Genomic DNA, 25714 nt, shown 5'->3' with positions numbered 1-25714 from the left:
GGCACCTCCGGGGGAGCACGGCGGCGCCGGACCCTCGGGGTCCGGCGCCGCGTATCGCGTGCGGGTCTCACTGCTCGATTGCGCCGGCGTTGCCGCCGGTCTTCAGCGCGGCCAGGCGCGCCTCGACCTCGGTGAGCTCACCGAGATCCTCGAGCTGGTTGAACTGGGCGTCGATCGTCGAGGCGGCGATCTCGGCCTTTCCGGCGGCGAGGGCCTCTTGGCGGCGGACCTTGTCCTCGAACCGGCCGAGCTCGCTCGTGGGATCGAGCACGTCGATCGACTTCACGGCGTCGTGCACCTTGTTCTGCGCCTCGGCCGTCTTCGCGCGGGCGAGCAGCTCGGAGCGCTTCGAGCGAAGCTGGTCGAGCTTCTGCTTCATACCGTTGAGGCCGTCCTTGAGCTTCTCGACGACCTCGGTCTGCGCGGCGATCGAGGGGGCGATGGCGCGGGCCTCGTTCTCCTCGCTGATCTGACGCTGCAGCGCGATCTTGGCGAGGTTATCGAACTTGTCGGCATCCGTCGTGTTGCCGGCGGAGCGCAGCTCGTCGGCCTTGCGGCTGGCGGCGATGGCCTTGTTGCCCCACTCGGCCGCGGCCTTCACGTCCTCATCGTGGTCGCGTTCGAGCAGGCGCAGGTTGCCGATGGTCTCGGCGATGGCGGTCTCGGCGTCGGCGATGTTGTTGGTGTAGTCGCGGACGAGCTGGTCGAGCATCTTCTGCGGGTCCTCGGCGGAGTCGAGGAGGGCGTTGATGTTCGCCTTCACGAGAGTGGAGATGCGGCCGAAGATGGACTGCTTTGCCATCGGGTTTCCTTTCGATACGAGAGGTCGTGCTGTCGAGGTCTGTGAGGTCCGGCGTCGGAAGATCAGAAGCGACCGCCTCCCCTGCGGGAGCGGGAGCCGCCGCTGCTGCGCCCGATCGATCCGCCGCCGAAGCCGCCGCTGCGGCGGGAGGACGAACCGCCGAAACCGCTGCCGAATCCGCCGGAGGACCGCCTTGATCCGCCCCCGCCACCGAGGAGGGAGCCGAGGATGATGCCGCCCAGCATGCCGCCGAAGTCGCCCCCGCCGCCAGTGTTTCCGCCGCCGGCGAACGATCCGACGTCGCCCTGCGCGCGCTGCATCGCCTCGCCCGCCAGCGCGGTGGAGCGGTGCGCGAGGTCGAGGGCGCGCTCGGGGTCGCTCTGCTGCAGCTGGGTCGCCTGCACGAGAGCGGCGCCGGCCTCGGCCAGGCGGGTGCGGGCCGTCGCTCCGACGGCCCCTCGCCGGGCGCTGATGAAGTCCTCGGCGGCCGACACCTGTGCCTTCGCCTGCAGCAGCGTCTGAGACAGCACGCTGCGCGCGCGGTCGGCGCGCTGCTGGGCGTCGCGCACCTGGCCGAGGGCGCCGTCGATCGCCGTGTTCGCCTTCTCGAGGAGGTCGACGGCCGAGAGGGGATCGCGTGCCTGACCCGTCAGCTTCTCGCGCGCGGCGTCGAGGTTCTGTCGTGTCGAGGCGATGACCGGTGCGAGACGCGATTCGGGGTCGGGCGTCGCGGCGGCGGCCGCCAGGTCGGCATCGAGTTCGGTGACGAGGGCGGCGCCCTCCTGCTCGGCCGCGGACAGGTCGGCGGCGAGCTTCTCGACGGCATCCTGCAGACGGGTCGCCTGGTCGACGGCCTGTTCCGCGGCACGGATGCCGACGGCCGCCCCTGCGCCATCGCCTGCCGCGAGCTCGGTCTGAGCCTCGGACAGCCGGGCGTCGGCGAAGCTGAGGCGATCGCGTGCCTGAACGGGGTTGTCGGCGACGGCGGCGAGGGCCTCGGCGCGGTACGCCGCTCGGAGCTCGCTGAGACGGGCGTCGATTCCGTCGAGACGGGCACCCGCCTCGGCCCGGCGCTGCTGCACGCGGGCGAGGGCTTCCGGAGCGTTCTTCGCGAGATCGCGCAGGGCGTCGAAGGCCTCCGCCTTCTCGGTCAGCGTCTCCTCGGCACTCCGGCAGAGGCTCAGGATCTCCTCGTACCAGGCGCGGCGCTGGTCGGGGGAGTCGGGCGTCTCGTCGTCCATCTGCTGCTGCAGCGAGAACGCGCGCTCAAGCGAGGTGCGCGCCGTCGCGATCGCCTGCTCGAACTCGGCGGTGGCGGCACTTCCGAACTCCGCCGTGGCGAAGCCGAGTTCTTGCGCGCTCGTGGTGATCGCGTCGTCGGTCCGCACGAGTGCGGCACCGGCCTGGCGTTCGAGCTCCTCGAGCGGAACTCGTCGCGTGTCGGCGTTCGTGCCGGCCGCCGCGCGGCGGCCCCGCACGACCGCCCAGACGACGAGCCCGGCGATCGCGGCGACGACGAGGAGGACGACCCAGATGAGGCCGCCGCCCCCACCGGAGCGCGCGTCCTCGAGTCCGTCGGCCGCTGCGACTCCGGCGCCCGCCCAATCGTCCTGTCGCAGGGCGGGGAGCACGCGGTCCTGCTCGATCGCCGTGATGCGGTCGTCCGAGACAGGCCCCGACGAGTCGGAGGAGAGGTAGTAGGCGCGTCCCTCCGTGGCGATCGCGAGGAGGTACTGGTCGGGTCCGAGGTTGTTGAGATTCGCGGTGTCTTCGGCCCACTGCTGGGCGCCGGTCGGATCGGTGAACCTGTCGACGTAGACGACCCAGAGGTCGAGCCCGATGTCGTCGGTGAGGCGCTCGAGGCGAGCGTCGAGGCTGGCCTCCTGCGCGTCTGTCAGGACGTCGACCTGATCCCAGACGCGGCTCTCGCCGAGCGTGACGGGCTCGGTCGCCGAGGCTGGTGCGGCGAGGGTGACAGAGCCGATGGCGACCGCGAGCGAGGCCGCGACGACGGACGTCAGGCGGGATCGCATCGGTGAGTCCTCCGGGAGTCGCTCGGTGGGTCGCTCGGCGGTCGCAACCGCTCGTCGCGAGTCTATGCCGCGGTCCGTATGTCTCGATACCGGGTTGCCGTCGGAGCGCCTGTGCGTTCCCTTTGCGTTGCTCGCTTAGGCTTCCCGAGGTTTCAGGAGGTGCGTGTGGACGATCGGTACGGCAGCGATGTGCTCGCCGCGGGGTGGCGTGACAAGGGACGGCCGACGGTGACGACCGTTCCCGCCGACAGGGGTCTCGTCGTCGAGGTCGCCCTCGACGACTTCGTCGGCGCGGTGACGGGGGTGACCGCCGGCCACGTCGAGCTCGAGGACCGACACGGCCGCGTGCGGCTGTTCCCGATCGGCGGCGGCTTCCTCGTCGACGGCAAGCCCGTCCAGCTCGTCCCGCCGCGCACCGCGGCGCCCGCCGGACGTACGCGCACCGCATCGGGGTCGTTCGCCGACCCGCAGGCCCGTGCCCGCGTCGCCCGTGCGTCCCGCATCCTCGTCGAGGGCCGCCACGACGCCGAGCTCGTCGAGAAGGTGTGGGGCGCCGACCTCCGCATCGAGGGCGTCGTCGTCGAATACCTGCAGGGCGTCGACCTGCTCGAGGACCTGCTCCGCACCGAGCCGCCGAGCGCCGAGCGTCGTTACGGGGTGCTCGTCGACCACCTCGTCCCGGGGTCCAAGGAGACGCGGATCGCCGAGCAGATCCTCCGCGGCCCGCACGGTGCGCACCTCAAGATCGTCGGACACCCGTACATCGACGTGTGGCAGTGCGTGACGCCCCGAGCCCTCGGGATCACGGCATGGCCGGAGGTTCCGCGAGGCATCGAGTGGAAGAAGGGCGCCAGCCGCGCCCTCGGCTGGCCGGCGGAGGATCAGACCGACATCGCCGAGAACTGGCAGCGCATCCTGGGGTCGGTCACGACGTTCCGCGACCTCGACCCCGCCCTCCTCGGCCGCGTCGAGGAACTCATCGATTTCGTGACCTCGTGAGCGGGCGACGCCGAGGCCGGCCCGCGGGGGCCCCGGATGCCGCGGGATACCCTGGTCGCATGCCCGATCCCGACGCGCCCGAGTCCGCGCCGCGCTTCCGTGACAAGCCCGTCTCGTTCGTGCGTCGGAGCGGCCGGATGAGCGATGCGCAGGAGCGTGCCTGGGACGATCTGTCGAGCACGTACCTGCTCGAGGTGGAACGGGATGCCGCGGCCACCAGCATCCGTCCCGGTTCCACGATCGACCCGGTCGCGGAGTTCGGTCGAGAGGCGCCGCTGGTCGTCGAGATCGGCTCGGGGCAGGGGCATGCGATCGTGCACGCCGCCGGGGAGTCGCCGGAGCGCGACTTCATCGCCGTCGAGGTCTTCCGCGCGGGACTCGCCCGCACGATGCTCGACGCGGATCGCGAGGGGGTTCGGAACCTCCGGCTCGTCGAGGCGAACGCACCCGAGGTCCTCGAGCACCTGCTGCCCGAGGCATCCGTCGACGAGGTCTGGATCTTCTTCCCGGATCCGTGGCACAAGACCAAGCACAACAAGCGCCGACTCATCGCCGACGGGTTCCCCGCGCTCGCCGCGCGTGTTCTGCGCGACGGCGGGACGTTGCGGCTGGCGACCGACTGGGAGGACTACGCGCTGCAGATGCGCGACGTGCTTGCGGACGCTGCCGACTTCGCCCCGTCCTTCGAGGGTGAGTGGTCGGACCGCTTCGACGGCCGCATCATGACGGCGTTCGAGCGCAAGGGAATCGCGAAGGGCCGCGACATCCGCGACCTGACCTACCGCCGCCGTCCCCGGTCGGCGTGATGGTCCGCGCGGGCGGCGGGACGCGTCCCGTCCTCGACGTTCGCGTCGTGCCGGCTCTGCTCGTGTGCCTGGCGGCGCCCGCGTTCTTCGTGCTGCTCACGCCCTGGCTCGGCTGGGCGCTGCTGGCGGCAGGACTGGCCGTCGCGGTGATCATCGAACGACGGGATGCCGCGGCATCCGACCCGTCGATCACCCGCGACCTCTCGCTCATTGCCATCGGCCTGCTGATCGTCAGCGTCATCCCGCTGAAGGCGGAGCTCGACAACGCGGCCATGATCCGGTTCACGCTCGCCCTCGGCGGGGCGGTGCTGGTGCCGTACCTCGTGTCGCGCTTCGTCTACCGCGATCATGCGATCCGGTTCCCGTGGCGGGGCGGCGGTCGCTGGACGGCGTGGCAGTGGGCGTGGCTCGTCGCCGTCCTGGTGCTCGGATGGCTGCTGTTGCCGTTCTACTTCATCACGTCGGGCGTCTACGAGAACTGGCCCGTCGTCGACACCCCCGACCTCATCGCGCGCCTGTTCGTCGGGGTCGGGGCCGTCGGCATCTGGGATGAGCTGTTCTTCATCTGCACCTGCTTCGCGCTGCTGCGGCGTCACTTCGCGGACGCGACCGCGAACGTCCTGCAGGCGATCGTGTTCGTCTCGTTCCTGTGGGAGCTGGGCTACCGGGCATGGGGGCCGGCGCTGACGATCCCGTTCGCTCTCCTGCAGGCGATCATCTTCCTGCGGACGAAGTCCCTCGCGTACGTGGTGACCGTTCACCTCCTGTTCGACGCCGTGGTCTTCGGCGTGCTGGTGCATGCGCACAACCCGGGCCTTCTGGACGCGATCTTCCTCGTTCCTTCGCCCTGAGACGCGCGTTCCCGCGACCTGTCAACCCCGACAGCGGATGCCGCGCCCGGTGCGAGCCTGGGGCGGAGACGAAGGAGGGCCCCATGGCCACCGAGAAGGATCCCCACGCGACGCTCATCGACCTCCTGCCGAAGTTCCGCTTCGCGATGGTCACGACCATGAACGAACAGGGGGCGCACGTCGCGCGCCCGTTGACGGTGCAGGACCGCGAGTTCGACGGCGACCTGTGGTTCATCGTCGGTCGCGATTCGTCCGTCGTGGCGCATGTCGCCGCGCAGCCCGCGGTCGGCGTCGCCCTGAGCACGAACGACGCCTGGGTCTCGCTTGCCGGCAACGCCGAGGTGGTCGATGACCTCGAGCGTCTGCGGGAGTACTGGTCGCCCGCCGTCGAGGCGTGGTTCCCCGATGGGCCCGAGGACCCGAACGTGACGCTCCTGAAGATCGACGCCGTGTCGGGCGAGTACTGGAGCAGCCCGGGCGGGGTCGTCGCGTCGATCGTCAGCCTCGTGAAGTCGAAGGTGACGGGTGAGCCCTACGAGGGCCGCAACGACACCGTCGAACTCTGATCCGACGCGACTGTCAAGGCCCTCTGCGCGGCGGGGCAGCATGCGTACCGTCGCCCGCACGTGACCGACAGCGACCGGAAGGACCGCGATGAGCGACACGAACGGCTCGGATGAGCACAACACCCACGGTGTCCCCGACGACCAGGCCGATGCCGACACGGCGTCGGGTGGATCACCCGATGAGAACCCGCCGGTGACCACGAACGAGGACGGGACTCCCATCGAGAACCCCTCGGGGGGCTGAGCCCTCCGAGGTCAGGTCTGCCGTCGCGCGGGGATGTCCGTCCTCAGCGCGACGGCAGTTTCTCGTTCCGGCGGCCGGGGGTCGGTCGCCAGTCGGGCGTGGGTTTCGACGTCGTGACGCTCGTCGCCGTAGCGGAGCTTGTCGCGCTCGACTCCTTCGGCGAGGTACCCGGCAGCGTGAGCGACCCGACAGGATGCCGGGTTGTTCACCCGATGACCGAGCTCGAGCCTGTGCAGCCCGATGCGGAACGCCCAATCGCTGACCCGCGCCAGGGACGCCGCTGCGACGCCACGCCCTCGGGCGGACGGAGCGAGCCAGTACGACATCCACGCGGTCTGGTGTCGGAACTCGATGCCGGTGGCCGCCACATTCCCGACCGCACGGCCGTCGATCTTGATCGCCCAGTTCTTGGCGGCGTCGTCGAAGCGCAGGTGGCGCTCGATCAAGCCCTGCGCCGCAGAGACGCGGGTCAGGTCGGTGCCGCCGAACTGTGGCCCGAGGTCGTCGCCGGCGCGAGCGGCTCGGCTGAGGTCGTCGGCGTCGGCGGGCGTCCAGGGGCGCAGGAGGATGGGCATCTCCGGCATCCTCTCAGGCGGTCAGAAAAGCGAGAGCAGCGACGGGCCGAACGCGACGAGGAGGGCGACGGGAACGACCAGCAGGCTCGTCGCGGCGATGCCGATCGCGAGGACGGTGCCGAGGACCGACAGGACGGCGGCGCGCGTCGTGGTGCCCACGGAGGCGCGGGAGCGTGGGGTGGTGGTCAGGGTCGCGGTAGCCATATCTCGACGCTACGAATCGCGGGAGATCCGCGCGTCAGCCCTGGGGCTGGCGCGTGTCATCCTTCGGGATGATCTCGATCAGAACGGTGGTGGGTCGGTGGTGAACTGCGGATCGCGTCATCCCACAACTCGACGATGCACCGGTACCGCTGCGCGGCGTGGATGGTGGCCATGTCCGCGCCCATCACGACCCAGTCCAGGGTCGTCGGGATCCCCTCGGGAACCTCGTCGATGAAGGGAGCTGAACTGGACATAGTCCCAGACGAGAAGGGGGTTCCGACATCAGTTCCGGCGCCCTGGTACACGAGCGGCGTGGCAGGATCGGGGCATGCAGACGCCTCTCGAGATCGACGGTCTGGCCAATGCTCGAGATCTCGGCGGACTCGAACGGTCCCACGGACCGTCGACCCCGGCGGGGGTCCTCATCCGCGCCGAAGTGCTCGACCGCATCACCGAAGCGGGATGGAACCGCCTGCGCGCATACGGCGTGCGGACCGTCATCGACCTGCGGCGGCCGAGCGAGCGGACGGACTCCGTTCCGAGCGACATCGCCAGCCGGCACATCGACCTCGACGGCGACGAACGGCACTTCTGGCAGTCCCGCGAGCAGGACGGGCAGTGGGGGACCCCGCTGTACTACGTCGACCACGTCACCGAACTTCCGCACCGGCTCGCGGGTGCCCTCGGCGAGATCGCGCGAGCCCGGACCGGCGGCATCCTGTTCCACTGCGGCGCGGGATGGGACCGCACCGGCCTGCTTGCTGCGGTCCTGTTGAAGGCCGTCGGCGTGACGGAGGATGCCGCGACTCGGGACTACCTCTCGTCGTTCGCGAACGCCGAGGGCATGACACGGCTCCACGGACGATCGTTCGACGTCGACGAGCGCCTGACCGTCCTGGGCCGCCTCGGGCACACCCCCGAGTCCGCGTTCCGCGCCGTGTACCGCCGGCTCGACATCGACGCCTGGCTGGCGGCCCACCTCGATGCCGACACCGCGTCTGCGATCAGGACCTGGCGCGGCAGCGTCAGCTGATCTGCACCGGCTCTGCCCAGCGAGCGTCGATAGACTCGCGGCGGGCCCTCGACCGGGCTCCCGGACGAGGGTTCAGTACCCGGTGAGCGACAAGACTGGCCAGGAGGTCAGTCATGCTGTCGTGGATCGTTCTCATCGTCGCCGGGTTGCTCGAAGCCGTCTGGGCCACTGCGCTCGGCCGCTCCGAAGGCTTCACCAAGCTGTGGCCGACCGTCACCTTCGGTATCGCGCTCGTCGCGAGCATGGGAGGGCTGGCCTTCGCGCTCCGTGAGATCCCGACCGGGACCGGGTATGCCGTGTGGGTCGGAATCGGAGCATCCCTCACCGTGGTCTGGGCGATGGTCACCGGCGCGGAGTCGGTGTCGGTCGTGAAGGTCCTCCTGATCCTCGGACTCGTCGGCTGCATCATCGGCCTGAAGCTCGTCTCCGACTGACGGATCCCCCTGTCAACCCCCGGCGGTCGCCCGCACGGCGCAGTACCGTCGCGTGCACACGGACGACACCGATCACGGAGGACGACATGTCAGGTGAGGAACGCGGTACCGACGAGAACGCCTACGAAGGGCCCGACGTCGAACTGCCCACCCATGACGGTGCGGTGCCCGGCGGCATCCCGCCGTTCGGTCACCCCGTGGACCCGGACGGCGACGCCGCGAACGAGGATTGACCCGATCAGGGGACGACGAAGGGGACCCGGCGATGCCGAGTCCCCTTCGTGTACCTGTGCCCCCGGAGGGATTCGAACCCCCGACTTCTGGTACCGGAAACCAACGCTCTATCCCCTGAGCTACGGAGGCGTACCGATCGAGACTATCACCGGTGCAGCCGGTCTCGCGCCCATCCGAAGCCCGTCGCATAGCCTGATCCCATGACCCTGTCTGCGCCCGTCCCCGCCGCCCGGGCACAGCTGCAGCAGCTGGTCGAATCGACCGCGAGCGGTGCGGTCCAGCCCGGTTTCGAGATCCTCCGCGCGCTGCCCGAGGTGCCGGATGCGCGCGCAGCTGCGGTCCTCATCCTCTTCGGGGTCCTCGACGATGTGCCCGCAGATAGGGAGCCTCCCGCGCGCACGGTCTCCCGCGACCTCGACGTGCTGCTGCTGTCGCGGGCCGAGACGCTCCGGTCGCATCCGGGTCAGGTCGCGTTCCCGGGTGGGCGGGTGGATGACGAGGATGCCGACGCGGTCGCGGCATCCCTCCGAGAGGCGCGGGAGGAGACCGGACTCGACGTGGCAGGCGTCGACGTCCTCGGCACTCTCGAGCCCATCCCGCTCGAGTACTCGCGCCACCTCGTCACCCCGGTGCTCGCCTGGTGGCGGCGTCCCTCGCCGGTCCACGTGGTCGACGAGGCGGAGTCGGCGGACGTCTTCCGCGCGCCCGTCGCCGACCTGCTCGATCCGGCGCACCGCGGAGTGACCGTCGTCCGAACCGATCGCGGCGAGTTCCGCGGTCCCGCCTTCCTGATCCCGACGACGCGCGGCGACCGGCTCGTCTGGGGGTTCACCGCGATGATCCTCGACGGCTTGTTCTCACGGCTGGGATGGACCGAGCCGTGGAACCGGGACCGCATCATCCCGCTCCCGGGTCAGAACGCGTAGTAGCTCGCCAGGTCGGTCAGCAGGAATTCGGTCGCGTCTTCCGGGACGAGATACGCCACGATGCCGGTGGCGCTCTCGCCCTCGGCGATCGTCCCCGCATCGCGCAGCAACGTCGTGTCGTCGTTCGGGACGACGAAGGCGTAGGGGTAGACCCCGCCGTCGACCGTCGCGAGAGAGAGGTCGTACGTCGGGAACGATGCGGGCAGGCCCAAGGAGTCCGTGCTCGTGACGGTCATCTCGACGAGGACGTAGCGGTACCCGTCGGTGCCGCCGCCATTGAGCGAGCTCCAGGAGAGCACCTCCTCGGTGGCATCCTCATCGACGATGCGGACCTCCGCGGTGTACTCCGTCCCCGACGCCGTCTCGCGGACGTACGGCAGGGAGAGCGGCTCGTCGATCGATCCCGGGCCCGTTTCGGGGGCGTAGGGCTCGAGCTCGGGGGCGGCCGGCGAGCCGGGGTCCTCCGGTGCCGAGCCGTCATCGTCGCCGCTGTCGTAGCTGTAGTCGTCGGCCGTAGGGCTCCAGACGAACGACAGGACGGAGAACGTCATGAGGCACGCCAGCACCAGGCCGACCCCCGAGAGGATCGTTCCGGTGAGCGCGAGAGGTTTCGGCTGACGGCGGACGAGCGCGATCGCACCGAAGACGGCCCCGGCGAGAGCGATGACGAATCCGAGGAAGGGGATCCAGCCGAGGACGATCGCCGCGATGCCGAGCGAGAGCGCGGTGACGCCGAGAGCCACGGGTCGGGACGGCGGGAGGGATCCCCCGGGGTAGGGCGGGTACCCGTTCGGCGCGCCCGGCGCCGACGCGTACGGCGGCAGCACCGGGCCGGCGGGGGAGGAGGAGGGGATGCCGGGGGCTCCCGGCGTGCCGGCGGGAAGGTACGCGGGTGCCGCATGCCACGCCGTTCCATCCCAGTAGCGCAGCTCGTTCCCCGCGTGCGGAGCCGGATACCACCCGGCCGGAATCGTGTCGCTCACGTCTGTCTTCCCCCTCGTGCGTGTGATCGCGGAAGCGGACCCGAGCCCTCTTCCACGTCGAGGGTACAAGCGCAAGGGCAGGTCGGTCGGCGGTCCGCGGACGTAACGTCGGGTCCCGACGAAAGGAGCCACTTCATGGCGAACATCACGATCATCGGCGGACACGGCAAGGTCGGCCTCCTCCTCGCGCCCCTCCTGGTCGAGGCCGGGCACGACGTGACCTCCGTCATCCGGAACCCCGACCACAGTGACGACATCACGGCCACGGGCGCGACCCCGCTCGTGGCGGACGTCGCGGCATCCACCACCGACGAGATCACCGAACTCCTCGCCGACAGCGATGCGGTCGTCTGGTCGGCCGGAGCCGGCGGCGGATCTGCGGAGCGCACCTACGCGGTCGATCGGGATGCCGCGATCCGCTCGATCGACGCGGCGGTCGCCGCGGAGGCGCGGCGCTACGTGATGGTCTCCTACTTCGGTGCCGGACCCGACCACGGTGTCGACCCGTCCGACGACTTCTTCGCCTACGCGGAGTCCAAGGCGGCCGCGGATGAGCATCTCCGCGCGGCGGAGCTGGACTGGACGATCCTCGCGCCCTCGGCGCTGACCCTCGACGAACCGACCGGACGGATCGATGCGAACGCCGAGAAGGGTTCGTCGGTCTCCCGCGCCGACGTCGCTGCGGTGGTCGCCGCGGTCCTCGCAGACCCGAGCACCATCCGGCGGACGATCTCCTTCAACAACGGCGACGAGCCGATCGCCGACGCGATCCGCGCCTGAGCGCGGTCGCCGTCAGGGGACGACGAGCGCCGGTGCATCCTCGCGGGTCGCACCGGCGTCCGTCGTGACGCTGCGTTCGTGCAGCGCGGCGAGCAGCTTCTCCGCCAGATAGGTGTGACCTCGGTCCGAGGGGTGCTTGCGCCCCTTGCCCGTGTCGATCATCTCGCGGTAATTGGCACGCGTGATCCACTGCTCCTGCAGTGAGGAGATGTACCACCAGTGGCGATCGGCCGCAGCGGCCCTCAGGTCGGAGTCGATGCGGGACGTGCCCTCGTCAACGGGGAACTCGTGGGGCGTCGGGCCGAAGATCACGATCTGCGCCTTCGGGAAGAGCCGCTCGAAGGTGTCCCACGTCGCCTCGACGGCGTCGCGGTATCCGCGCTCGCCCTGCTGCCTGTCGTTGATGGACCCTTGGATGATGATGAGGTCGTAGTCGGCGGTCGGGTCGAGCGTCAGAGCCCGGCGGCGGAAGTCGGGCCCGTCCCACCCGGGCCTCATGTATCCCGAGCCCCGTACACCGTCGACGGTGACGTCCCATCCGCTGAGCCGGCCGAGCTGGTAGGCGTACCCGTCGGTCGGGACTGTGGCGGCGGACCCGTAGGTCCATGAATCGCCGAAGACGAGGACCTTCGCGTCGGCGGGGACGGACAGCGGCTCGATGTCGGCGATCGAGCCGACGGAAGTCGCCGCGTCGACGGTGGGCGTCGTCCGCCATGGCTGCCACGCAGACAGGGCGACGATCGCTGCCACACCGGCGGCGACGACGCCCAGCCCCCAGCTGCGGGCGCGTCGTACAGAACTCATGCGATGAGGGTAAGCGATCCCGGAGAATCCGACCGCACTTGTTCACGCGACCGATACACGGACCCCGCTCGAGGTCTCCGGTGCGTGCGAGGATTGCCCGGTGCAGCGCGTCGTCAGAGCCGAACTCGACCTCCTCGTCGAGGGGGAGCTCGACCTCATCCTCTCCGTTGCCGTCGCCGCAGGAGTCCCCCTCGGGCACGAGCGACTGTCGCTCACGCGAGACGGGCGGGAGCTCGCCCTCACCGAGGTGACGGATGCCGCCGGTTCGCGGCTCCACCGGGTCCGCGTCGACCCGGGGCCGCTGCAGCTCCGGTACGACGCTCTCGTCCGCGGCGGGGCGGAGGTCGTCCCCGCGTCCGATCTGGACACCGCGGTCTATCTGCGGCCCAGCCGGTACGCCCCCTCGGATTCGGTCTTCGCCCAGGCGCGGCGGCAGTTCGGCGGCCGGCGCGGCATCGACCTCCTCGCCGCCGTCGAGGCGTTCGTCGCCGAGACAGTCACCTACTCGCCGGGCCTCTCCCTCGGGACGGACTCTGCCGTGACGACGCTCGCGACGGGTCAGGGCGTCTGCCGCGACTACGCGCACCTCGTCATCGCACTGCTGCGCGCGATGGACGTCCCGGCGCGCTACGTCGCCTGCTACGCGCCGGGACTCGTCCCGATGGACTTCCACGCCGTCGCCGAGGCGTGGATCGACGGCCGCTGGCTGGTCGTCGACGCCACCCGCCTCTCGAACCGTCGCGGCCTCGTCCGGATCGCGACGGGAAGGGATGCCGCCGATTGCGCGTTCCTCAGCTATTACGGCGCGAACCTGTCGCTGCAGCGGATGCTCGTCGATGCGCGAGTCGAAGGTGAGGCCGCGGTCGTGGCCGCGGCATCCGATCCGCTGCAGGATGATCGCGCGTCACCCGTCACGATCGGGTGACGTGCGGCGCGACCCGATGCGTGCAGGGTCATTAGGGTGGGCTAGGAACTCGGGGAGCTGAATGTGAAGACCGCTGACGACGCCATCCGGCGCGCGATCATCGAGGACTACGGCGTGCTCGGTCGGGCGACCGAGCCCGATCTCCAGGGACTCGTCCAACTCGCTGCGACGGTGTGCAGCGTTCCGACCGCGGTCATCAACATCATCGACGACCGGTCCCAGCATCAGATCGCCGCCGTGGGCTTCGAGCCGGCCGTCTGCAGCCGTGAGGACTCGATGTGCGCGGTCGTGTTCCGCGAGCCCGGCCACACCGTGGTGCGGGATGCGACGCTCGACGACCGTTTCGCCGGGAACCCCTTCGTCACCGGTGAGGTGGCCAACGTCAGGTTCTACGCGTCGAGCCCGCTCATCACCCCGTCGGGAGTGCCGATCGGGACGGTCTGCATCTTCGACGAGGAGCCGCGTGAACTGCCCGAGGACGAAAGCGCAGCCCTCGCCCTCATCGCGCATCAGATCGTCGACGTGCTCGAACTGCGCCGCCTGACGCGCGAGCTCGGCGAGTCCAACGCGCAGCTCGAGAACTTCGCCGCGCAGGTGGCGCACGATCTGCGGAACCCGCTGACGGCACTGACGGGCTACATCGAGCTCGCCTCGGAGGTGCCGGAGGTCGCGGAGGTGCCCGCCGCCTCCCGTGCGCTCGCGCGCGCCGAGTCGGTGGCGGACCGGATGTCGGGCATGATCGCCCGCCTGCTCGACTACGCGAGCGTGGGCGGCGCACCCATCCGCCGCTCCGCGGTGGATGTCGGCCCGGTCGTCGCATCGACGATGGAGGACCTGCGCAGCGGAGGTCTCGACAACGGCGCAGACGTGACTGTCGAGGCATCCGTCCCCGTCCCGGCCGATCCCACCCTCCTCGGCGTCCTGATCCAGAACCTCGTCGGCAACGCGGTGAAGTTCGCCGGTGCGGGGGAGCGCACACCCGCCATCACGGTGACGGTCGGCGCCGTCGTCGCGGGGGTGCGCATCACGGTCGATGACAACGGGCCCGGTGTTCCGGCCGCCGAACGCGAGGTCGTCTTCGAGCCCTTGGAGCGCGGCTCGAACGTCGCCGTGCCGGGGTTCGGCATCGGCCTGGCGACCTGCAACCGGATCGTGGAGTCGCACGGTGGCCGCATGGGCATCGACGAGTCGCCCGCCGGCGGTGCTCGCGTGTGGGTCGTCCTCCCGTCGGCGTGAGGACCCCCCGAAACGTAGACTTGACCCGCTATGACTCCAGAAGCCCTTTCCGCAGCCCTTCTCGCCGTCGTCTCCCCGCTCGTGGAGGCGCGACGACCCGGCTCCGCTGAGGCGCTCACGATCGCCGACTTCCCCGTCGAGCGCCCGAAGAACCGCGACCACGGCGACTGGGCGTCCAACGCCGCGCTGAAGCTGTCGAAGCAGGTCGCCGCGAACCCGCGCGAGTTCGCGGCCGAGGTCGCCGACGCGCTCGCCGCCGTCGACGGCATCGCGTCGGTCGAGGTCGCCGGTCCCGGGTTCATCAACATCCGACTGGACGCCGCCGCTGCCGGCGCGCTCGCGAAGACGATCGTCGAGGCGGGCACCGCCTTCGGTCGCGGCCGCAGCCAGGAGGGCAACACGATCAACCTCGAGTTCGTCAGCGCGAACCCGACCGGTCCGATGCACATCGGGCACACGCGCTGGGCGGCGCTCGGCGACGCGATCGCGCGCCTGCTGCTCGCGAGCGGCGCGACCCTCGTCCGCGAGTTCTACATCAACGACGCCGGCGCGCAGATGGATCGCTTCGGCCGCTCGGTGCTGGCACGCATGCAGGGCGAGCCTGCTCCCGAGGACGGCTACGCCGGCGCGTACATCGACGACCTTGCGAAGCGCGTCGCCGAGGCCGAGCCGGGCATCGCCGACCTGCCCGAGGACGAGCGCGTGGCCGCGGCCCGCGACAAGGCCTACGAACTGCAGCTCGCGGAGCTCCAGGGATCCCTCGAGAAGTTCAACGTCCACTTCGACGTCTTCTTCAGTGAGCGGACGCTGCACGCGAAGACGGCGGACGGCGGCCCGAGCCTCGTCGACGAGGCCGTCGACCGCCTGCGTGCTCAGGGACACGTCTTCGACGCCGAGGGCGCCGTCTGGGTGCGGACGACCGACTTCGGCGACGACAAGGACCGCGTCATCCGCCGCTCCAACGGCGAGTACACGTACTTCGCCGCCGACGCCGCGTACTACCTGAACAAGGGCGACCGCGGCTTCGCGCACAAGATCTACCTGCTCGGCGCCGATCACCACGGCTACGTGCATCGCCTCAAGGCGCTCGCCGGCGCCGCCGGCGACGACCCCGAGAAGGACATCGAGGTGCTCATCGGGCAGCTCGTCTCGGTGAACGGGGCGCGACTGTCCAAGCGCGCCGGCAACATCATCGAGCTCGACGACCTGCGCGAATGGCTCGGGACCGATGCGCTCCGTTACTCGCTCGCGCGCTACCCGGCGGATTCGCCGCTGACGCTCGACCCCGAGATCCTGCAGAAGCGCACGAACGACAACCCGGTCTTCTACGTGCAGTACGCCCACGCGCGCACGCACAACGTCGGCCGGAACGCCGCCGACTCCGGCGTCGCCCGCGACGCGTTCGCGCCGGAGCTCCTCACGCACGAGACCGAGTCCGCGCTCCTGGGCGCGCTGCAGGAGTTCCCGCGCCTCGTGGCCTTCGCCGCCGAGCTGCGCGAACCGCACCGCATCGCCCGCTACCTCGAGGAGCTCGCAAGCCTGTACCACCGCTGGTACGACTCGTGCCGCGTCACCCCGCTCGGCGACGAGGAGGTCACGGACGTGCACCGCACGCGCCTGTGGCTGAACGACGCGACGGGCCAGGTCCTCCGCAACGGACTCGACCTGCTCGGCGTGAGCGCGCCCGAACGGATGTGACATGGCGACCGTGACCGGGGCGCGTCGGCGGCCGCGTCGGTGGATCGCCGTCGTGGTGGTCCTGGCCGTCGTCGCGGTCCTGCTGGTCGCGGCCGAGGTCGCCGCGCGCGCGATCGTGCCTCAGGTGGTCCGGTCGCAGATCGTCACCAACCTCGGGCTCGCCCAGGATCAGGAGATCGACGTCCGGATCCCGGGGCTCGTCCTGCCGCAGCTGATCGTCGGTTCGATCCCGCAGATGGATCTCACCGCCGACGACGTCGAGGTGCAAGGCGTCTCGGGAGACGTCCGCGTCGACATCCAGGACGCCCCCGTCTGGGGCGGCGGCGACTGGAGCAGTGCGAAAGCCGTCGTCGATCTCGACGAGAACCAGCTGCGGGCCGTTCTCGGCCGCGTCGACGGCTTCCCGGTCGACGCCGTGACCCTGCGACCGCCCGAGGTTGCCCTCGACACCGAGTTCTCGGTCTTCGGGGTGTCGGTTCCGCTGGGCGTTCAGCTCTCCGCCTCGGCCGAGGACGGCGACCTCGTCCTCTCCCCGACGCAGCTCCGCCTGGGCGGCGTCGACGTGTCCGCCGACGCCCTGCGCCAGCAGGTCGGCCCGCTCGCCGGGTCCTTCGCCGAGAACTGGCGGGTGTGTCTGGCCCAGTATCTGCCGCGCGCCCTGACCCTCACGGGCGTGACGATCGAGGGGCGCCACGTCTCGGCATCCTTCGACATCGACAGTGCCATCCTCCGCGACAAGGGCGCGCAGGAACCCGGTTCCTGCGCCGACGGCCGCTAGTCGTCACGGAGCCGGGTGGCTCCGTCCCGGTGCCCTAGACTGTGGGCACCGTCGGGGCGTGGCCACACCGCCCGACGTACCCGTTCCCACCCCGATTGGTGCCCCTGCGTGTCCACCACCTCCGACCGTCCCGCCGTGCCCGGCTGGCTGACTCAGCCGCATGATGCGAACGCGCTCGTCGAGGCCGTGTGGCCCGAGGGAGCCGCGCGCGACGACGCGGGGGCGATCGTCTTCGGGGGCGTGCCCGCGACGGAGCTCGCCGCGCGCTTCGGGACGCCGCTCTACGTCGTCGACGAGGACGTGGTCCGTGCCCGCGCCCGGGAGGTGCTGACGGCGTTCCAGGATGCCGCGGCTCGCCACGGCGGCACGGCCCGGGTCTACTACGCGGGCAAGGCTCTGCTCACGACCGACGTCGTGCGCTGGGTGACGACGGAAGGCCTCGGCGTTGACGTCGCCAGCGGCGGCGAACTCGCTGTGGCTCTCGCCGCCGGCGCGGATCCGGCGCGACTCGGCCTCCACGGCAACAACAAGCTCCTGCCCGAGATCGCCCGTGCCGTGCGCGTCGGCGTCGGCTCGATCGTCATCGACTCGCTCGTCGAGATCGAGCGGATCGCCGCCGAGGCCGAGACCCAGGGCGTTGTGCAGAGCGTGCTCGTCCGCGTCAACAGCGGCGTCCACGCCGAGACGCACGACTTCCTCGCGACGGCGCACGAGGATCAGAAGTTCGGTTTCACGCTGTCGGATGCCGAGGCTGCCGTCGCCCGCATCCGAGAGCTGCCGTCGCTCCGCTTCGTGGGCCTCCACTGCCACATCGGCTCTCAGATCTTCGGGACCGCCGGCTTCGCCGAGTCCGCCGCGCGCGTCGTCGAGCTGCACGCGCGTCTTCTCGCGGGCGGCGACGTCCCGCTCCTGAACCTCGGCGGCGGCTTCGGGATCGCCTACACGTCGAAGGACGACCCGACCCCGATCGCTGAGCTCGCCGACGGCATCGTCGCGGCCGTCGCTCGCGAGTGCGAGAGCCGCGGCATCCCTCTTCCCGAACTCGCCTTCGAGCCGGGACGCACCATCGTCGGACGCGCCGGCGTGACCCTGTACTCGGTCGGCACCGTGAAGCCGGTGCGCGTCTCGGACGACCTCGAGCGGCTGTACGTGAGCGTGGACGGCGGCATGAGCGACAACGCGCGCACGGCCCTGTACGGCGCGGACTACAGCGCGCGGATTGCGAGCCGCCGCAGCGACGCCGCCCCCGCCCTCACCCGGGTCGTGGGTCGCCACTGCGAGGCCGGCGACATCGTGGTGTCGGACGAGTACCTGCCCGGAGACGTCCAGCCCGGCGACCTCGTCGCCGTCGCCGCGACGGGCGCGTACTGCTTCTCGCTCGCGAGCAACTACAACTACCTGACCCGACCTCCCGTCGTGGCCGTCAGTGCCGGCACCGCCCGGCTGATCGTCCGCGGCGAGGACGAGAACGACCTGCTGGCGCGCGACCTCGGCGTCGCACCGGCATCCCGCACCTCCGAGGAGTCCGCATGATCGAACCCCGCCGCCTGCGCGTCGCGCTGCTGGGAGCCGGCGCCGTCGGTTCCCAGGTCGCCCGCCTTCTGCTGACGCACGCCGACGAGCTCGCCGACCGTGCCGGCGCACCGCTCGACCTCGTGGGGATCGCCGTCCGCGACGTGGACGCCCCGCGCGAGACCGATCTGCCCCGCGACCTGTTCACGACGGATGCCGACACCCTCATCGCCGGCGCCGACATCGTCATCGAGGTCACCGGCGGGCTCGAGCCCGCGCGGACCCGGATCCTCCACGCCCTCTCGTCGGGCGCCGACGTCGTCACGGCGAACAAGGCGCTCCTCGCGACCCACGGCAGCGAGATCTTCGACGCCGCCGACCAGGTCGGTGCCACGGTCGCGTACGAGGCCGCCGTCGCCGGCGCGATCCCGATCATCCGGCCCCTGCGCGACTCGCTCGCCGGCGACCGCGTGCGACGGATCATGGGCATCGTCAACGGCACGACGAACTACATCCTCGACCGGATGGACCGCGAAGGTCTCGGTTTCGACGAGGTGCTCGCCGAAGCGCAGCGGCTCGGGTACGCCGAGGCCGACCCGACGGCGGATGTCGAGGCGTACGACGCCGCCCAGAAGGCGGCGATCCTCGCGAGCCTCGCCTTCCACACGACCGTGCCGCTCGACGCCGTGCACCGCGAGGGCATCACGTCCGTGGATGCCGGCGTCATCGAGGCCGCCCGCAAGGCCGGCTACGTCGTCAAGCTCCTCGCCGTGTGCGAACGGCTCGTCGACCAGCCCGATGCCGCACCGCACGGCGAAGCGATCTCGGTCCGCGTCTACCCGGCCCTCGTTCCCCGTGAGCACCCGCTCGCCTCGGTCCACGGCGCGAACAACGCCGTCTTCGTCGAGGCCGAAGCCGCCGGCGACCTCATGTTCTACGGCGCGGGTGCCGGGGGAGTGCAGACCGCGTCCGCCGTCCTCGGCGATGTCGTCTCGGCCGCCCGGCGTCACGTCGCAGGCGGGCCGGGTGTCGGCGAGTCGACGCGCGGAGGGCTGCCGATCGTCCCGATCGGCCGCATCCGGACAAGCTGCCAGATCACGCTCGAAGTCGATGACCGACCGGGCGTCCTCGCCACCGTCGCCGGCATCCTCAGCGACGGGAACGTGTCGATCGCGACCGTCGAACAGACCACCTCGGGCGGCGCCGTCGCCCAGGGGAGCGGGGATGCCGTCGCGCACCTCGTCATCGGAACCCACACGGCCCGGGAGCAGGACCTGGCCGACACCGTCGAGCGCCTCGCTGCCACCAGCGCGGTGCGTCGGGTGGTCTCGGTCCTGCGGGTAGAAGGAGACTGACATGGCACACGTCTGGCGCGGAGTCCTCCGCGAGTACGCCGACCGACTGGGCGTCACCGACGCCTCGACCGTCGTGACGCTCGGCGAGGGCGGCACCCCGCTCATCCCGGCGGCATCGCTGTCGCGCATCACCGGTGCCGATGTCTACATCAAGTTCGAGGGCATGAACCCGACGGGCTCCTTCAAGGACCGCGGCATGACGGTCGCCCTGTCCCGCGCCGTCGAGCACGGGGCCGAGGCCGTCATCTGCGCCTCGACCGGCAACACCTCGGCATCCGCTGCCGCCTACGCGGCGCATGCCGGCATCACGGCCGCCGTCCTCGTCCCCGAGGGCAAGATCGCGATGGGCAAGCTCAGCCAGGCCGTCGCCCACAATGGCAAGCTCATCCAGATCCGCGGCAACTTCGACGACTGCCTCGAGATCGCGCGCGAGCTCGCCGGCGGCTACAAGGTGCACCTCGTCAACTCGGTCAACCCCGACCGCATCGAAGGTCAGAAGACGGCGGCGTACGAGGTCGTCAGCCAGCTCGGCGACGCCCCCGACTTCCACTTCATCCCCGTCGGCAACGCCGGCAACTACACCGCGTACTCGCGCGGCTACCGCGAAGAGGCCGAGCGCGGCGTCGCGACGCGGGTGCCCCGCATGTTCGGCTTCCAGGCCGAGGGCTCCGCACCGCTCGTGCGCGGCGAGGTCGTCAAGAACCCCGAGACGATCGCCTCCGCCATCCGTATCGGCAACCCCGCCTCGTGGGACCTCGCCCTCGAGGCCCGCGCGGCGACCGACGGCTGGTTCGGCGCGATCGACGACGAGCGCATCCTCGCCGCGCAGAAGCTCCTCGCCGGCACCGTCGGCGTCTTCGTCGAGCCGGCCTCGGCCATCAGCGTGGCCGGTCTGCTCGACCGCGCCGAGGCCGGGGTCATCCCGAAGGGCGCGAAGGTCGTGCTGACGGTCACCGGCCACGGCCTGAAGGACCCGCAGTGGGCGCTCCGCAACCCCGACGGCTCGCAGGTCGAGCCGCTCGTCGTGGACGCGGCGACCAGCGAGGTGGCCTCCGCGCTCGACCTCACCCGCGTGGCGGGATGACGCCCGCGGGGCGCTCCGTCGCCGTTCGCGTCCCGGCGACGAGCGCCAACCTCGGCCCCGGCTTCGACACGCTCGGTCTCGCTCTGAGCGTCCACGACGAACTCGTCGTGACGGCGCTGGACGGTCCGGGCCTCGAGATCGAGGTCTCGGGGGAGGGGGCCGCCGACGTCCCGACGGATGCCTCGCACCTCGTGATCCGCTCGATGGCATATGCGTTCGAGGCGGCCGGCCGGCCGATGCCCGGCATCCGTCTGCGCGCGCACAACGTCATCCCGCACGGCCGGGGGATGGGATCGTCCGGAGCCGCCGTCGTCGCGGGGCTGCTGGCGGCGCAGGGGCTGCTCGAGGGAGACGTCACCCTCGGCCCGGAGACGCTGCTGCGCCTGGCGACCGAGATCGAAGGGCACCCCGACAACGTGGCGCCCGCCCTCTTCGGCGGCCTCACGATCGCGTGGATGGACGAGTCGGCGCCGCAGCACAAGAAGCTCGCCGTCCACCGCGGGGTCTCGCCACTCGTCTTCGTCCCCGAGTTCACGATGTCGACCTCGGTCGCGCGCGGTCTCGCGCCGCTCCACGTCACGCGCGAGGACGCCGTCTTCAACGTGTCGCGGTCGGCCCTCCTCATCGCAGCGCTGACGCAGAGCCCCGAACTGCTGATGGCGGCCACGGAGGACAAGCTCCACCAGTCCTACCGCGCTCAGGCCATGCCGGCGACCGACGCCCTCGTCCGAGGGCTGCGGTCCGCCGGGTTCGCCGCCGTCGTCTCGGGTGCAGGACCCAGCGTCCTCGTCCTCGCCGACGGGCCGGGCCGCCGTCTCGAGGCGGTGGAGTATGCCGCAACGACGACGGACACGCCATGGAAACCTCTTCTGCTGGCCGTCGATGTGCGGGGTGGTACAGTGAGGGATCATACGGAGGATGCCACGTGATCACGTGAATCTGCCCTCCATCGCAATCTGCGAACCACCGCACACCCCTCCTGACGGGCCTGCGCAACTCTGAGCCTGCGCGTACACCCCGCTGAGGAATCGGATCCGTCGTGGACGGAACCACCTGCGGTTATGACTTTCCACATCTGAAAGGGAGAACTCGTGGAGTCCATCTCCGAGATCCAGACCGGCGACGACGTCGCCACCGGCGGCGCCGCTGCCGACGAGACCACCACGGCCGCCGCGCAGGACGCGACGACGGATGCCGCTGCGGACACCGTCGTCGAGGCCGCGCCCGCCGACGACGAGGCCGCGCCCGCCGCCGACGAGGCGACCGCGTCGTCCGACGACGAGGCCGCTGCACCCGCCGCCGAGCCCGTCCGGGCGAAGCGTCCGGCCCGCCGGACGTCCGCGAAGAAGGCCGCTGCTGCTGCCGAGCCCGCCGCCGAAGAGCCCGTCGCCGAGGATGCCGCGCCGGCAGCCGAGGCAGTCACCGGCGAGGCATCTGCCGACGAGAAGCCGGCCAAGGCGCCGCGCAAGCGTGCACCGCGCCGCGCCAAGAGCGGCGACACCCCCGCCGCCGAGGCTGCGCCCGCCGCCGACGCGGAGCCGACCGAGACCGCCGCTGACGCCGCGCCCGCGGACGCTTCGGCAACCGAGACCAGCTCCGCCCCGGCCGCAGCCGAGGCGCCCGCCGAGCAGGCATCCGACGACGCGAACGCCTCTGCGTCGAGCGACGCGAACGCCTCGGCATCCGGAGACGACTCCGAGGGCTCGAGCGAGGGGACTGGACGCAGCCGTTCGCGTAGCCGCAGCCGGAGCCGCAACCGCAACAAGGGCGAGAACGGCCAGAACGGCCAGAACGGCCAGAACGGCCAGAACGGCAGCCAGGGCGGCCAGAACGCCCAGAACGGCCCCGCCGACAAGCCCGCCGCGGAGTCCTCGTCGGACGACGAGCAGGGCCAGGGTCGCGGCCGCCAGCGCAACAAGCGCCGCGGACAGAGCACCGGTGACGAGTTCGACACCGAGATCGGCGAGGACGACGTCCTCATCCCGATCGCCGGCATCCTCGACGTGCTCGACAACTACGCCTTCGTGCGCACCACCGGGTACCTCCCCGGGCAGAGCGACGTCTACGTCTCGCTCGGCCAGGTCAAGAAGTACAACCTGCGCAAGGGCGACGCGGTCGTCGGCGCGATCAAGCAGCCCCGCGAGGGCGAGCAGTCGAGCCGCCAGAAGTACAACGCGCTCGTCAAGGTCGACGCCGTCAACGGCCTCTCGGTCGACGATGCCGCGACGCGTGTCGAGTTCGGCAAGCTGACGCCCCTCTACCCGCAGGAGCGCCTGCGCCTCGAGACGGCCCCCGAGAAGCTCACGCAGCGCATCATCGACCTCGTCGCTCCCATCGGCAAGGGCCAGCGCGGCCTGATCGTCGCGCCGCCCAAGGCCGGCAAGACGATCGTCCTGCAGCAGATCGCGAACGCGATCGCGACGAACAACCCCGAGGTCCACCTCATGGTCGTCCTCGTCGACGAGCGTCCCGAAGAGGTCACCGACATGCAGCGGACGGTCAAGGGCGAGGTCATCGCCTCGACCTTCGACCGCCCCGCCGAGGACCACACGACGGTCGCCGAGCTCGCCATCGAGCGCGCCAAGCGCCTCGTCGAGCTCGGTCGCGACGTCGTGGTCCTGCTGGACTCGATCACCCGTCTCGGCCGCGCCTACAACATCTCGGCGCCGACCTCGGGGCGCGTCCTCACCGGTGGTGTCGACGCCTCGGCGCTCTACCCGCCCAAGCGCTTCTTCGGCGCGGCGCGCAACATCGAGAACGGCGGATCCCTCACGATCCTCGCCACGGCGCTCGTCGAGACCGGCTCCAAGATGGACGACGTCATCTTCGAGGAGTTCAAGGGCACCGGCAACAGCGAGCTGCGCCTGTCTCGTCAGCTCGCCGACAAGCGGATCTTCCCCGCCGTCGACGTCAACGCGTCGAGCACGCGTCGCGAGGAGATGCTCCTCTCGGCCGATGAGGTCAAGATCACGTGGAAGCTGCGTCGCGCCCTCGCCGGGCTCGACCAGCAGCAGGCCCTTGAGGTCGTCCTCGGCAAGCTGAAGGAGACGACGTCCAACGTCGAGTTCCTCGTGCAGATGCAGAAGTCGATGCCGGCCCCCGCCGCCGGCGGCCACGCGCACGAGAACAGCATCCGCTGAGCCTCGAGCCGTGTTCGAATCCGTCCAGACGCTGATCGACGAGCACCGCGCGGTCCAGGAGGAACTCTCCGACCCCGCGGTGCACGCCGACGCGTCGCGCGCCAAGCGCGTCAACCGGCGGTACGCCGAGCTCTCGCGCATCGTCGCCGCGTATGACGCGTGGCGCGGTGCGGAGGAGGACCTCGCTGCGGCGCGGGAGCTCGCGAAGGAGGACGACGCCTTCGCCGAGGAGGTCCCGGCGCTCGAGCAGCGTCTGGCCGACGCGCAGGAGAAGCTCCGACGCCTGCTGATCCCGCGCGACCCCGATGACGCGCGCGACGTGATCCTCGAGATCAAGGCGGGGGAGGGCGGAGCCGAGTCCGCGCTGTTCGCGGCGGACCTGCTGCGCATGTACCTGCAGTACGCGGCATCCCGCGGCTGGAAGACCGAGCTCCTCGAGCGCAACGAATCAGACCTCGGCGGGTACAAAGACGTCCAGATCGCGATCAAGGGCGCCTCGAGCGACCCGGCGCAGGGCGTCTGGGCTCACCTGAAGTACGAGGGCGGTGTGCACCGCGTGCAGCGCGTGCCCGCGACCGAGTCGCAGGGGCGCATCCACACCTCGACGACCGGCGTTCTCGTGTTCCCCGAGGTCGACGAGCCCGAAGAAGTGCAGATCGATCCGAACGACCTCAAGATCGACGTCTTCCGCTCGTCCGGGCCGGGTGGTCAGTCCGTCAACACGACGGACTCCGCCGTCCGCATCACGCACGTGCCGACCGGCATCGTCGTCTCGATGCAGAACGAGAAGAGCCAGCTGCAGAACCGCGAGGCCGGCATGCGGGTCCTCCGCGCGCGCCTGCTCGCCAAGCAGCAGGAGGAGCGGGATGCCGCGGCCTCCGACGCGCGCAAGTCGCAGATCCGCGGCATGGACCGCTCCGAACGGATCCGCACCTACAACTTCCCGGAGAACCGCATCGCGGATCACCGGACCGGGTACAAGGCCTACAACCTCGACCAGGTGATGGACGGTGCGCTCGGTCCCCTCATCGATTCCGCGATCGCCGCGGACGAAGAGGCGCAGCTGGCCGCGGTCGGCTCGGAGGCCTGAGCCGGGTCAGATGTGGTATTCGGGCGCCATGAGGATCGCCCGGGTGTCCTCGCTCGCCGTGCGCCGACGCGCGCGAGCCGGGACGCCCACCAGGACGGAGTCCGCGGGGGCATCCTTCGTCACGACGGCGTTCGCTCCGATCACGGAGTGCGCCCCGATCACGACGGGGCCGAGGATCTTCGCACCCGCGCCGACGGCCACGCCGTCCTCGAGGGTGGGATGCCGCTTGCCCCCGTCCCGGGTCCGGCCGCCCAGCGTCACCCCGTGGTACAGCATGACGTCGTCGCCGACCTCGGCGGTCTCGCCGATGACGACGCCCATGCCGTGATCGATGAAGAACCGGCGCCCGATGCGCGCCCCCGGGTGGATCTCGATGCCGGTCAGCCAACGGGTCACCTGAGAGATCGCCCGCGCGGGGAACCTTCTGCCGCCGCGCCACAGCGCGTGCGCCACCCGGTGGCTCCACACGGCGTGGAGCCCCGGGTACAGCAGAGCGATCTCGACGCCGCCGCGCGCCGCGGGATCGCGCAGCTTCGCGGCGGCGACGTCCTCACGGATCGACCGTGCGGCGGCGGCGAGGCCGCGGACGAGGGAGGAGGCGATGCCGGGCACGGCGGACCTT

General features: G+C 70.9%; 28 protein-coding genes, 1 tRNA gene and 1 riboswitch. Of the genes, 20 read left to right on the top strand and 9 right to left on the bottom strand.

Going from position 1 to position 25714, the window contains the following annotated elements; all coding sequences use genetic code 11:
• Positions 1-67: 67 nt before the first annotated feature.
• Together BLP38_RS08020 and BLP38_RS08015 are read right to left on the bottom strand one after the other, a co-directional pair.
• Positions 68-802: a PspA/IM30 family protein gene (locus BLP38_RS08020; protein WP_065569950.1), complete on the bottom strand. Its 735-nt coding sequence runs from the start codon at positions 800-802 to the stop codon at positions 68-70.
• A 62-nt stretch (positions 803-864) separates the two neighbouring features.
• Entirely contained in the window at positions 865-2835 is a 1971-nt protein-coding gene (locus BLP38_RS08015; protein WP_091355666.1) for a TPM domain-containing protein, read from the bottom strand.
• Positions 2836-3000: 165 nt separating this feature from the next.
• Here BLP38_RS08015 and BLP38_RS08010 point away from each other — a divergent pair, with 165 nt between their 5' ends.
• The 5 genes from BLP38_RS08010 (at position 3001) to BLP38_RS14325 (ending at position 6301) form a co-directional block, all read left to right on the top strand.
• Entirely contained in the window at positions 3001-3834 is an 834-nt protein-coding gene (locus tag BLP38_RS08010; RefSeq protein ID WP_091355664.1) for a DUF3097 family protein, read from the top strand.
• Between the two features lie 59 nt (positions 3835-3893).
• Positions 3894-4640: a tRNA (guanosine(46)-N7)-methyltransferase TrmB gene (gene trmB / locus BLP38_RS08005; RefSeq protein WP_091355661.1), complete on the top strand. Its 747-nt coding sequence runs from the start codon at positions 3894-3896 to the stop codon at positions 4638-4640.
• Complete coding sequence (locus BLP38_RS08000; protein ID WP_091355658.1) at positions 4640-5491, top strand: CPBP family intramembrane glutamic endopeptidase; 852 nt, start codon at positions 4640-4642, stop codon at positions 5489-5491. The genes trmB and BLP38_RS08000 overlap by 1 nt, the downstream gene beginning before the upstream one ends.
• Positions 5492-5574: 83 nt before the next feature.
• Positions 5575-6057, top strand: coding sequence for a pyridoxamine 5'-phosphate oxidase family protein (locus BLP38_RS07995; protein WP_091355655.1), 483 nt, complete (start codon positions 5575-5577; stop codon positions 6055-6057).
• A gap of 88 nt (positions 6058-6145) precedes the next feature.
• A complete protein-coding gene (locus BLP38_RS14325) occupies positions 6146-6301 on the top strand; it encodes a hypothetical protein (RefSeq protein ID WP_165971374.1) in 156 nt (51 codons plus the stop codon).
• 11 nt (positions 6302-6312) lie between these two features.
• Here BLP38_RS14325 and BLP38_RS07990 read toward each other — a convergent pair whose 3' ends face one another.
• The 3 genes from BLP38_RS07990 to BLP38_RS07980 are packed head-to-tail and all read right to left on the bottom strand — an operon-like array spanning position 6313 to position 7334.
• Positions 6313-6876: a GNAT family N-acetyltransferase gene (locus BLP38_RS07990; protein WP_091355652.1), complete on the bottom strand. Its 564-nt coding sequence runs from the start codon at positions 6874-6876 to the stop codon at positions 6313-6315.
• A gap of 21 nt (positions 6877-6897) precedes the next feature.
• On the bottom strand, positions 6898-7080 hold the full coding sequence (locus tag BLP38_RS07985) for a hypothetical protein (RefSeq protein ID WP_091355649.1): 183 nt from the start codon (positions 7078-7080) through the stop codon (positions 6898-6900).
• A 56-nt stretch (positions 7081-7136) separates the two neighbouring features.
• A complete protein-coding gene (locus BLP38_RS07980) occupies positions 7137-7334 on the bottom strand; it encodes a hypothetical protein (RefSeq protein WP_091355646.1) in 198 nt (65 codons plus the stop codon).
• 74 nt (positions 7335-7408) lie between these two features.
• Between BLP38_RS07980 and BLP38_RS07975 the strand changes: the two genes are divergently transcribed.
• The 3 genes from BLP38_RS07975 (at position 7409) to BLP38_RS14320 (ending at position 8780) form a co-directional block, all read left to right on the top strand.
• Positions 7409-8113, top strand: coding sequence for a tyrosine-protein phosphatase (locus BLP38_RS07975; RefSeq protein ID WP_091355643.1), 705 nt, complete (start codon positions 7409-7411; stop codon positions 8111-8113).
• Positions 8114-8152: 39 nt separating this feature from the next.
• Positions 8153-8217, top strand: a riboswitch (guanidine-III (ykkC-III) riboswitch).
• A gap of 12 nt (positions 8218-8229) precedes the next feature.
• Positions 8230-8547 carry a DMT family transporter gene (locus tag BLP38_RS07970; RefSeq protein WP_165971383.1) on the top strand — a complete coding sequence of 106 codons (318 nt, stop codon included), beginning with the start codon at positions 8230-8232 and terminating at the stop codon, positions 8545-8547.
• Between the two features lie 86 nt (positions 8548-8633).
• Positions 8634-8780, top strand: coding sequence for a hypothetical protein (locus BLP38_RS14320; protein ID WP_172824678.1), 147 nt, complete (start codon positions 8634-8636; stop codon positions 8778-8780).
• Between the two features lie 57 nt (positions 8781-8837).
• Here BLP38_RS14320 and BLP38_RS07965 read toward each other — a convergent pair.
• Positions 8838-8910, bottom strand: a tRNA-Arg gene (locus BLP38_RS07965).
• Between the two features lie 71 nt (positions 8911-8981).
• Here BLP38_RS07965 and BLP38_RS07960 point away from each other — a divergent pair.
• Positions 8982-9707: an NUDIX hydrolase gene (locus tag BLP38_RS07960; RefSeq protein ID WP_091355637.1), complete on the top strand. Its 726-nt coding sequence runs from the start codon at positions 8982-8984 to the stop codon at positions 9705-9707.
• Here BLP38_RS07960 and BLP38_RS07955 read toward each other — a convergent pair.
• A complete protein-coding gene (locus tag BLP38_RS07955; RefSeq protein ID WP_091355634.1) occupies positions 9695-10690 on the bottom strand; it encodes a DUF2510 domain-containing protein in 996 nt (331 codons plus the stop codon). The two genes, BLP38_RS07960 and BLP38_RS07955, sit on opposite strands and share 13 nt — an antisense overlap.
• A gap of 135 nt (positions 10691-10825) precedes the next feature.
• Here BLP38_RS07955 and BLP38_RS07950 point away from each other — a divergent pair, with 135 nt between their 5' ends.
• On the top strand, positions 10826-11470 hold the full coding sequence (locus tag BLP38_RS07950; RefSeq protein ID WP_091355630.1) for an NAD(P)-dependent oxidoreductase: 645 nt from the start codon (positions 10826-10828) through the stop codon (positions 11468-11470).
• A gap of 12 nt (positions 11471-11482) precedes the next feature.
• On the opposite strand, the gene BLP38_RS07945 is transcribed toward BLP38_RS07950, so the two are convergent.
• A complete protein-coding gene (locus BLP38_RS07945) occupies positions 11483-12274 on the bottom strand; it encodes an SGNH/GDSL hydrolase family protein (protein WP_091355626.1) in 792 nt (263 codons plus the stop codon).
• Positions 12275-12374: 100 nt separating this feature from the next.
• On the opposite strand from BLP38_RS07945, the gene BLP38_RS07940 reads away from it, so the two are divergent.
• From BLP38_RS07940 to prfA, 10 genes are all read left to right on the top strand, one after another.
• Positions 12375-13199: a transglutaminase-like domain-containing protein gene (locus BLP38_RS07940; protein ID WP_091355622.1), complete on the top strand. Its 825-nt coding sequence runs from the start codon at positions 12375-12377 to the stop codon at positions 13197-13199.
• A 63-nt stretch (positions 13200-13262) separates the two neighbouring features.
• Positions 13263-14435: a sensor histidine kinase gene (locus tag BLP38_RS07935; protein ID WP_231916461.1), complete on the top strand. Its 1173-nt coding sequence runs from the start codon at positions 13263-13265 to the stop codon at positions 14433-14435.
• A gap of 30 nt (positions 14436-14465) precedes the next feature.
• On the top strand, positions 14466-16133 hold the full coding sequence (locus BLP38_RS07930) for an arginine--tRNA ligase (protein WP_091355615.1): 1668 nt from the start codon (positions 14466-14468) through the stop codon (positions 16131-16133).
• 1 nt (position 16134) lies between these two features.
• Positions 16135-16911 carry an LmeA family phospholipid-binding protein gene (locus tag BLP38_RS07925; protein ID WP_091355611.1) on the top strand — a complete coding sequence of 259 codons (777 nt, stop codon included), beginning with the start codon at positions 16135-16137 and terminating at the stop codon, positions 16909-16911.
• A 108-nt stretch (positions 16912-17019) separates the two neighbouring features.
• A complete protein-coding gene (gene lysA / locus BLP38_RS07920) occupies positions 17020-18444 on the top strand; it encodes a diaminopimelate decarboxylase (protein ID WP_091355606.1) in 1425 nt (474 codons plus the stop codon).
• Entirely contained in the window at positions 18441-19778 is a 1338-nt protein-coding gene (locus BLP38_RS07915) for a homoserine dehydrogenase (protein WP_091355603.1), read from the top strand. The genes lysA and BLP38_RS07915 overlap by 4 nt, the downstream gene beginning before the upstream one ends.
• 1 nt (position 19779) lies before the next feature.
• Positions 19780-20862, top strand: coding sequence for a threonine synthase (gene thrC / locus BLP38_RS07910; protein WP_091355600.1), 1083 nt, complete (start codon positions 19780-19782; stop codon positions 20860-20862).
• Positions 20859-21791, top strand: a complete 933-nt coding sequence (gene thrB / locus BLP38_RS07905; protein WP_091355596.1) for a homoserine kinase — start codon at positions 20859-20861, stop codon at positions 21789-21791. Before thrC ends, thrB begins: the two co-directional genes overlap by 4 nt.
• Positions 21792-21953: 162 nt before the next feature.
• On the top strand, positions 21954-24002 hold the full coding sequence (gene rho, locus BLP38_RS07900; RefSeq protein ID WP_091355592.1) for a transcription termination factor Rho: 2049 nt from the start codon (positions 21954-21956) through the stop codon (positions 24000-24002).
• 10 nt (positions 24003-24012) lie between these two features.
• Complete coding sequence (gene prfA, locus BLP38_RS07895; protein WP_091355588.1) at positions 24013-25092, top strand: peptide chain release factor 1; 1080 nt, start codon at positions 24013-24015, stop codon at positions 25090-25092.
• Positions 25093-25098: 6 nt separating this feature from the next.
• Here the strand turns inward: prfA and epsC are convergent, their stop codons facing one another.
• Positions 25099-25704, bottom strand: a complete 606-nt coding sequence (gene epsC / locus BLP38_RS07890; protein ID WP_091355583.1) for a serine O-acetyltransferase EpsC — start codon at positions 25702-25704, stop codon at positions 25099-25101.
• Between the last annotated feature and the right edge of the window lie 10 nt (positions 25705-25714).

The organism is Microbacterium sp. LKL04 (genome assembly GCF_900102005.1).
GTDB lineage: Bacteria > Actinomycetota > Actinomycetes > Actinomycetales > Microbacteriaceae > Microbacterium.
This window is presented reverse-complemented; position numbering and strand designations above follow the sequence as displayed.

Bases quoted from the DNA above. Each gene is read 5' to 3' on its own strand.
- BLP38_RS08020 (WP_065569950.1), bottom strand. From the start codon at position 802: ATGGCAAAGCAGTCCATCTTCGGCCGCATCTCCACTCTCGTGAAGGCG.
- BLP38_RS08015 (WP_091355666.1), bottom strand. From the start codon at position 2,835: ATGCGATCCCGCCTGACGTCCGTCGTCGCGGCCTCGCTCGCGGTCGCC.
- trmB (WP_091355661.1), top strand. From the start codon at position 3,894: ATGCCCGATCCCGACGCGCCCGAGTCCGCGCCGCGCTTCCGTGACAAG.
- BLP38_RS08000 (WP_091355658.1), top strand. From the start codon at position 4,640: ATGGTCCGCGCGGGCGGCGGGACGCGTCCCGTCCTCGACGTTCGCGTC.
- BLP38_RS07995 (WP_091355655.1), top strand. From the start codon at position 5,575: ATGGCCACCGAGAAGGATCCCCACGCGACGCTCATCGACCTCCTGCCG.
- BLP38_RS14325 (WP_165971374.1), top strand. From the start codon at position 6,146: ATGAGCGACACGAACGGCTCGGATGAGCACAACACCCACGGTGTCCCC.
- BLP38_RS07990 (WP_091355652.1), bottom strand. From the start codon at position 6,876: ATGCCCATCCTCCTGCGCCCCTGGACGCCCGCCGACGCCGACGACCTC.
- BLP38_RS07985 (WP_091355649.1), bottom strand. From the start codon at position 7,080: ATGGCTACCGCGACCCTGACCACCACCCCACGCTCCCGCGCCTCCGTG.
- BLP38_RS07980 (WP_091355646.1), bottom strand. From the start codon at position 7,334: ATGTCCAGTTCAGCTCCCTTCATCGACGAGGTTCCCGAGGGGATCCCG.
- BLP38_RS07975 (WP_091355643.1), top strand. From the start codon at position 7,409: ATGCAGACGCCTCTCGAGATCGACGGTCTGGCCAATGCTCGAGATCTC.
- BLP38_RS14320 (WP_172824678.1), top strand. From the start codon at position 8,634: ATGTCAGGTGAGGAACGCGGTACCGACGAGAACGCCTACGAAGGGCCC.
- BLP38_RS07960 (WP_091355637.1), top strand. From the start codon at position 8,982: ATGACCCTGTCTGCGCCCGTCCCCGCCGCCCGGGCACAGCTGCAGCAG.
- BLP38_RS07950 (WP_091355630.1), top strand. From the start codon at position 10,826: ATGGCGAACATCACGATCATCGGCGGACACGGCAAGGTCGGCCTCCTC.
- BLP38_RS07945 (WP_091355626.1), bottom strand. From the start codon at position 12,274: ATGAGTTCTGTACGACGCGCCCGCAGCTGGGGGCTGGGCGTCGTCGCC.
- BLP38_RS07930 (WP_091355615.1), top strand. From the start codon at position 14,466: ATGACTCCAGAAGCCCTTTCCGCAGCCCTTCTCGCCGTCGTCTCCCCG.
- BLP38_RS07925 (WP_091355611.1), top strand. From the start codon at position 16,135: ATGGCGACCGTGACCGGGGCGCGTCGGCGGCCGCGTCGGTGGATCGCC.
- BLP38_RS07915 (WP_091355603.1), top strand. From the start codon at position 18,441: ATGATCGAACCCCGCCGCCTGCGCGTCGCGCTGCTGGGAGCCGGCGCC.
- thrC (WP_091355600.1), top strand. From the start codon at position 19,780: ATGGCACACGTCTGGCGCGGAGTCCTCCGCGAGTACGCCGACCGACTG.
- thrB (WP_091355596.1), top strand. From the start codon at position 20,859: ATGACGCCCGCGGGGCGCTCCGTCGCCGTTCGCGTCCCGGCGACGAGC.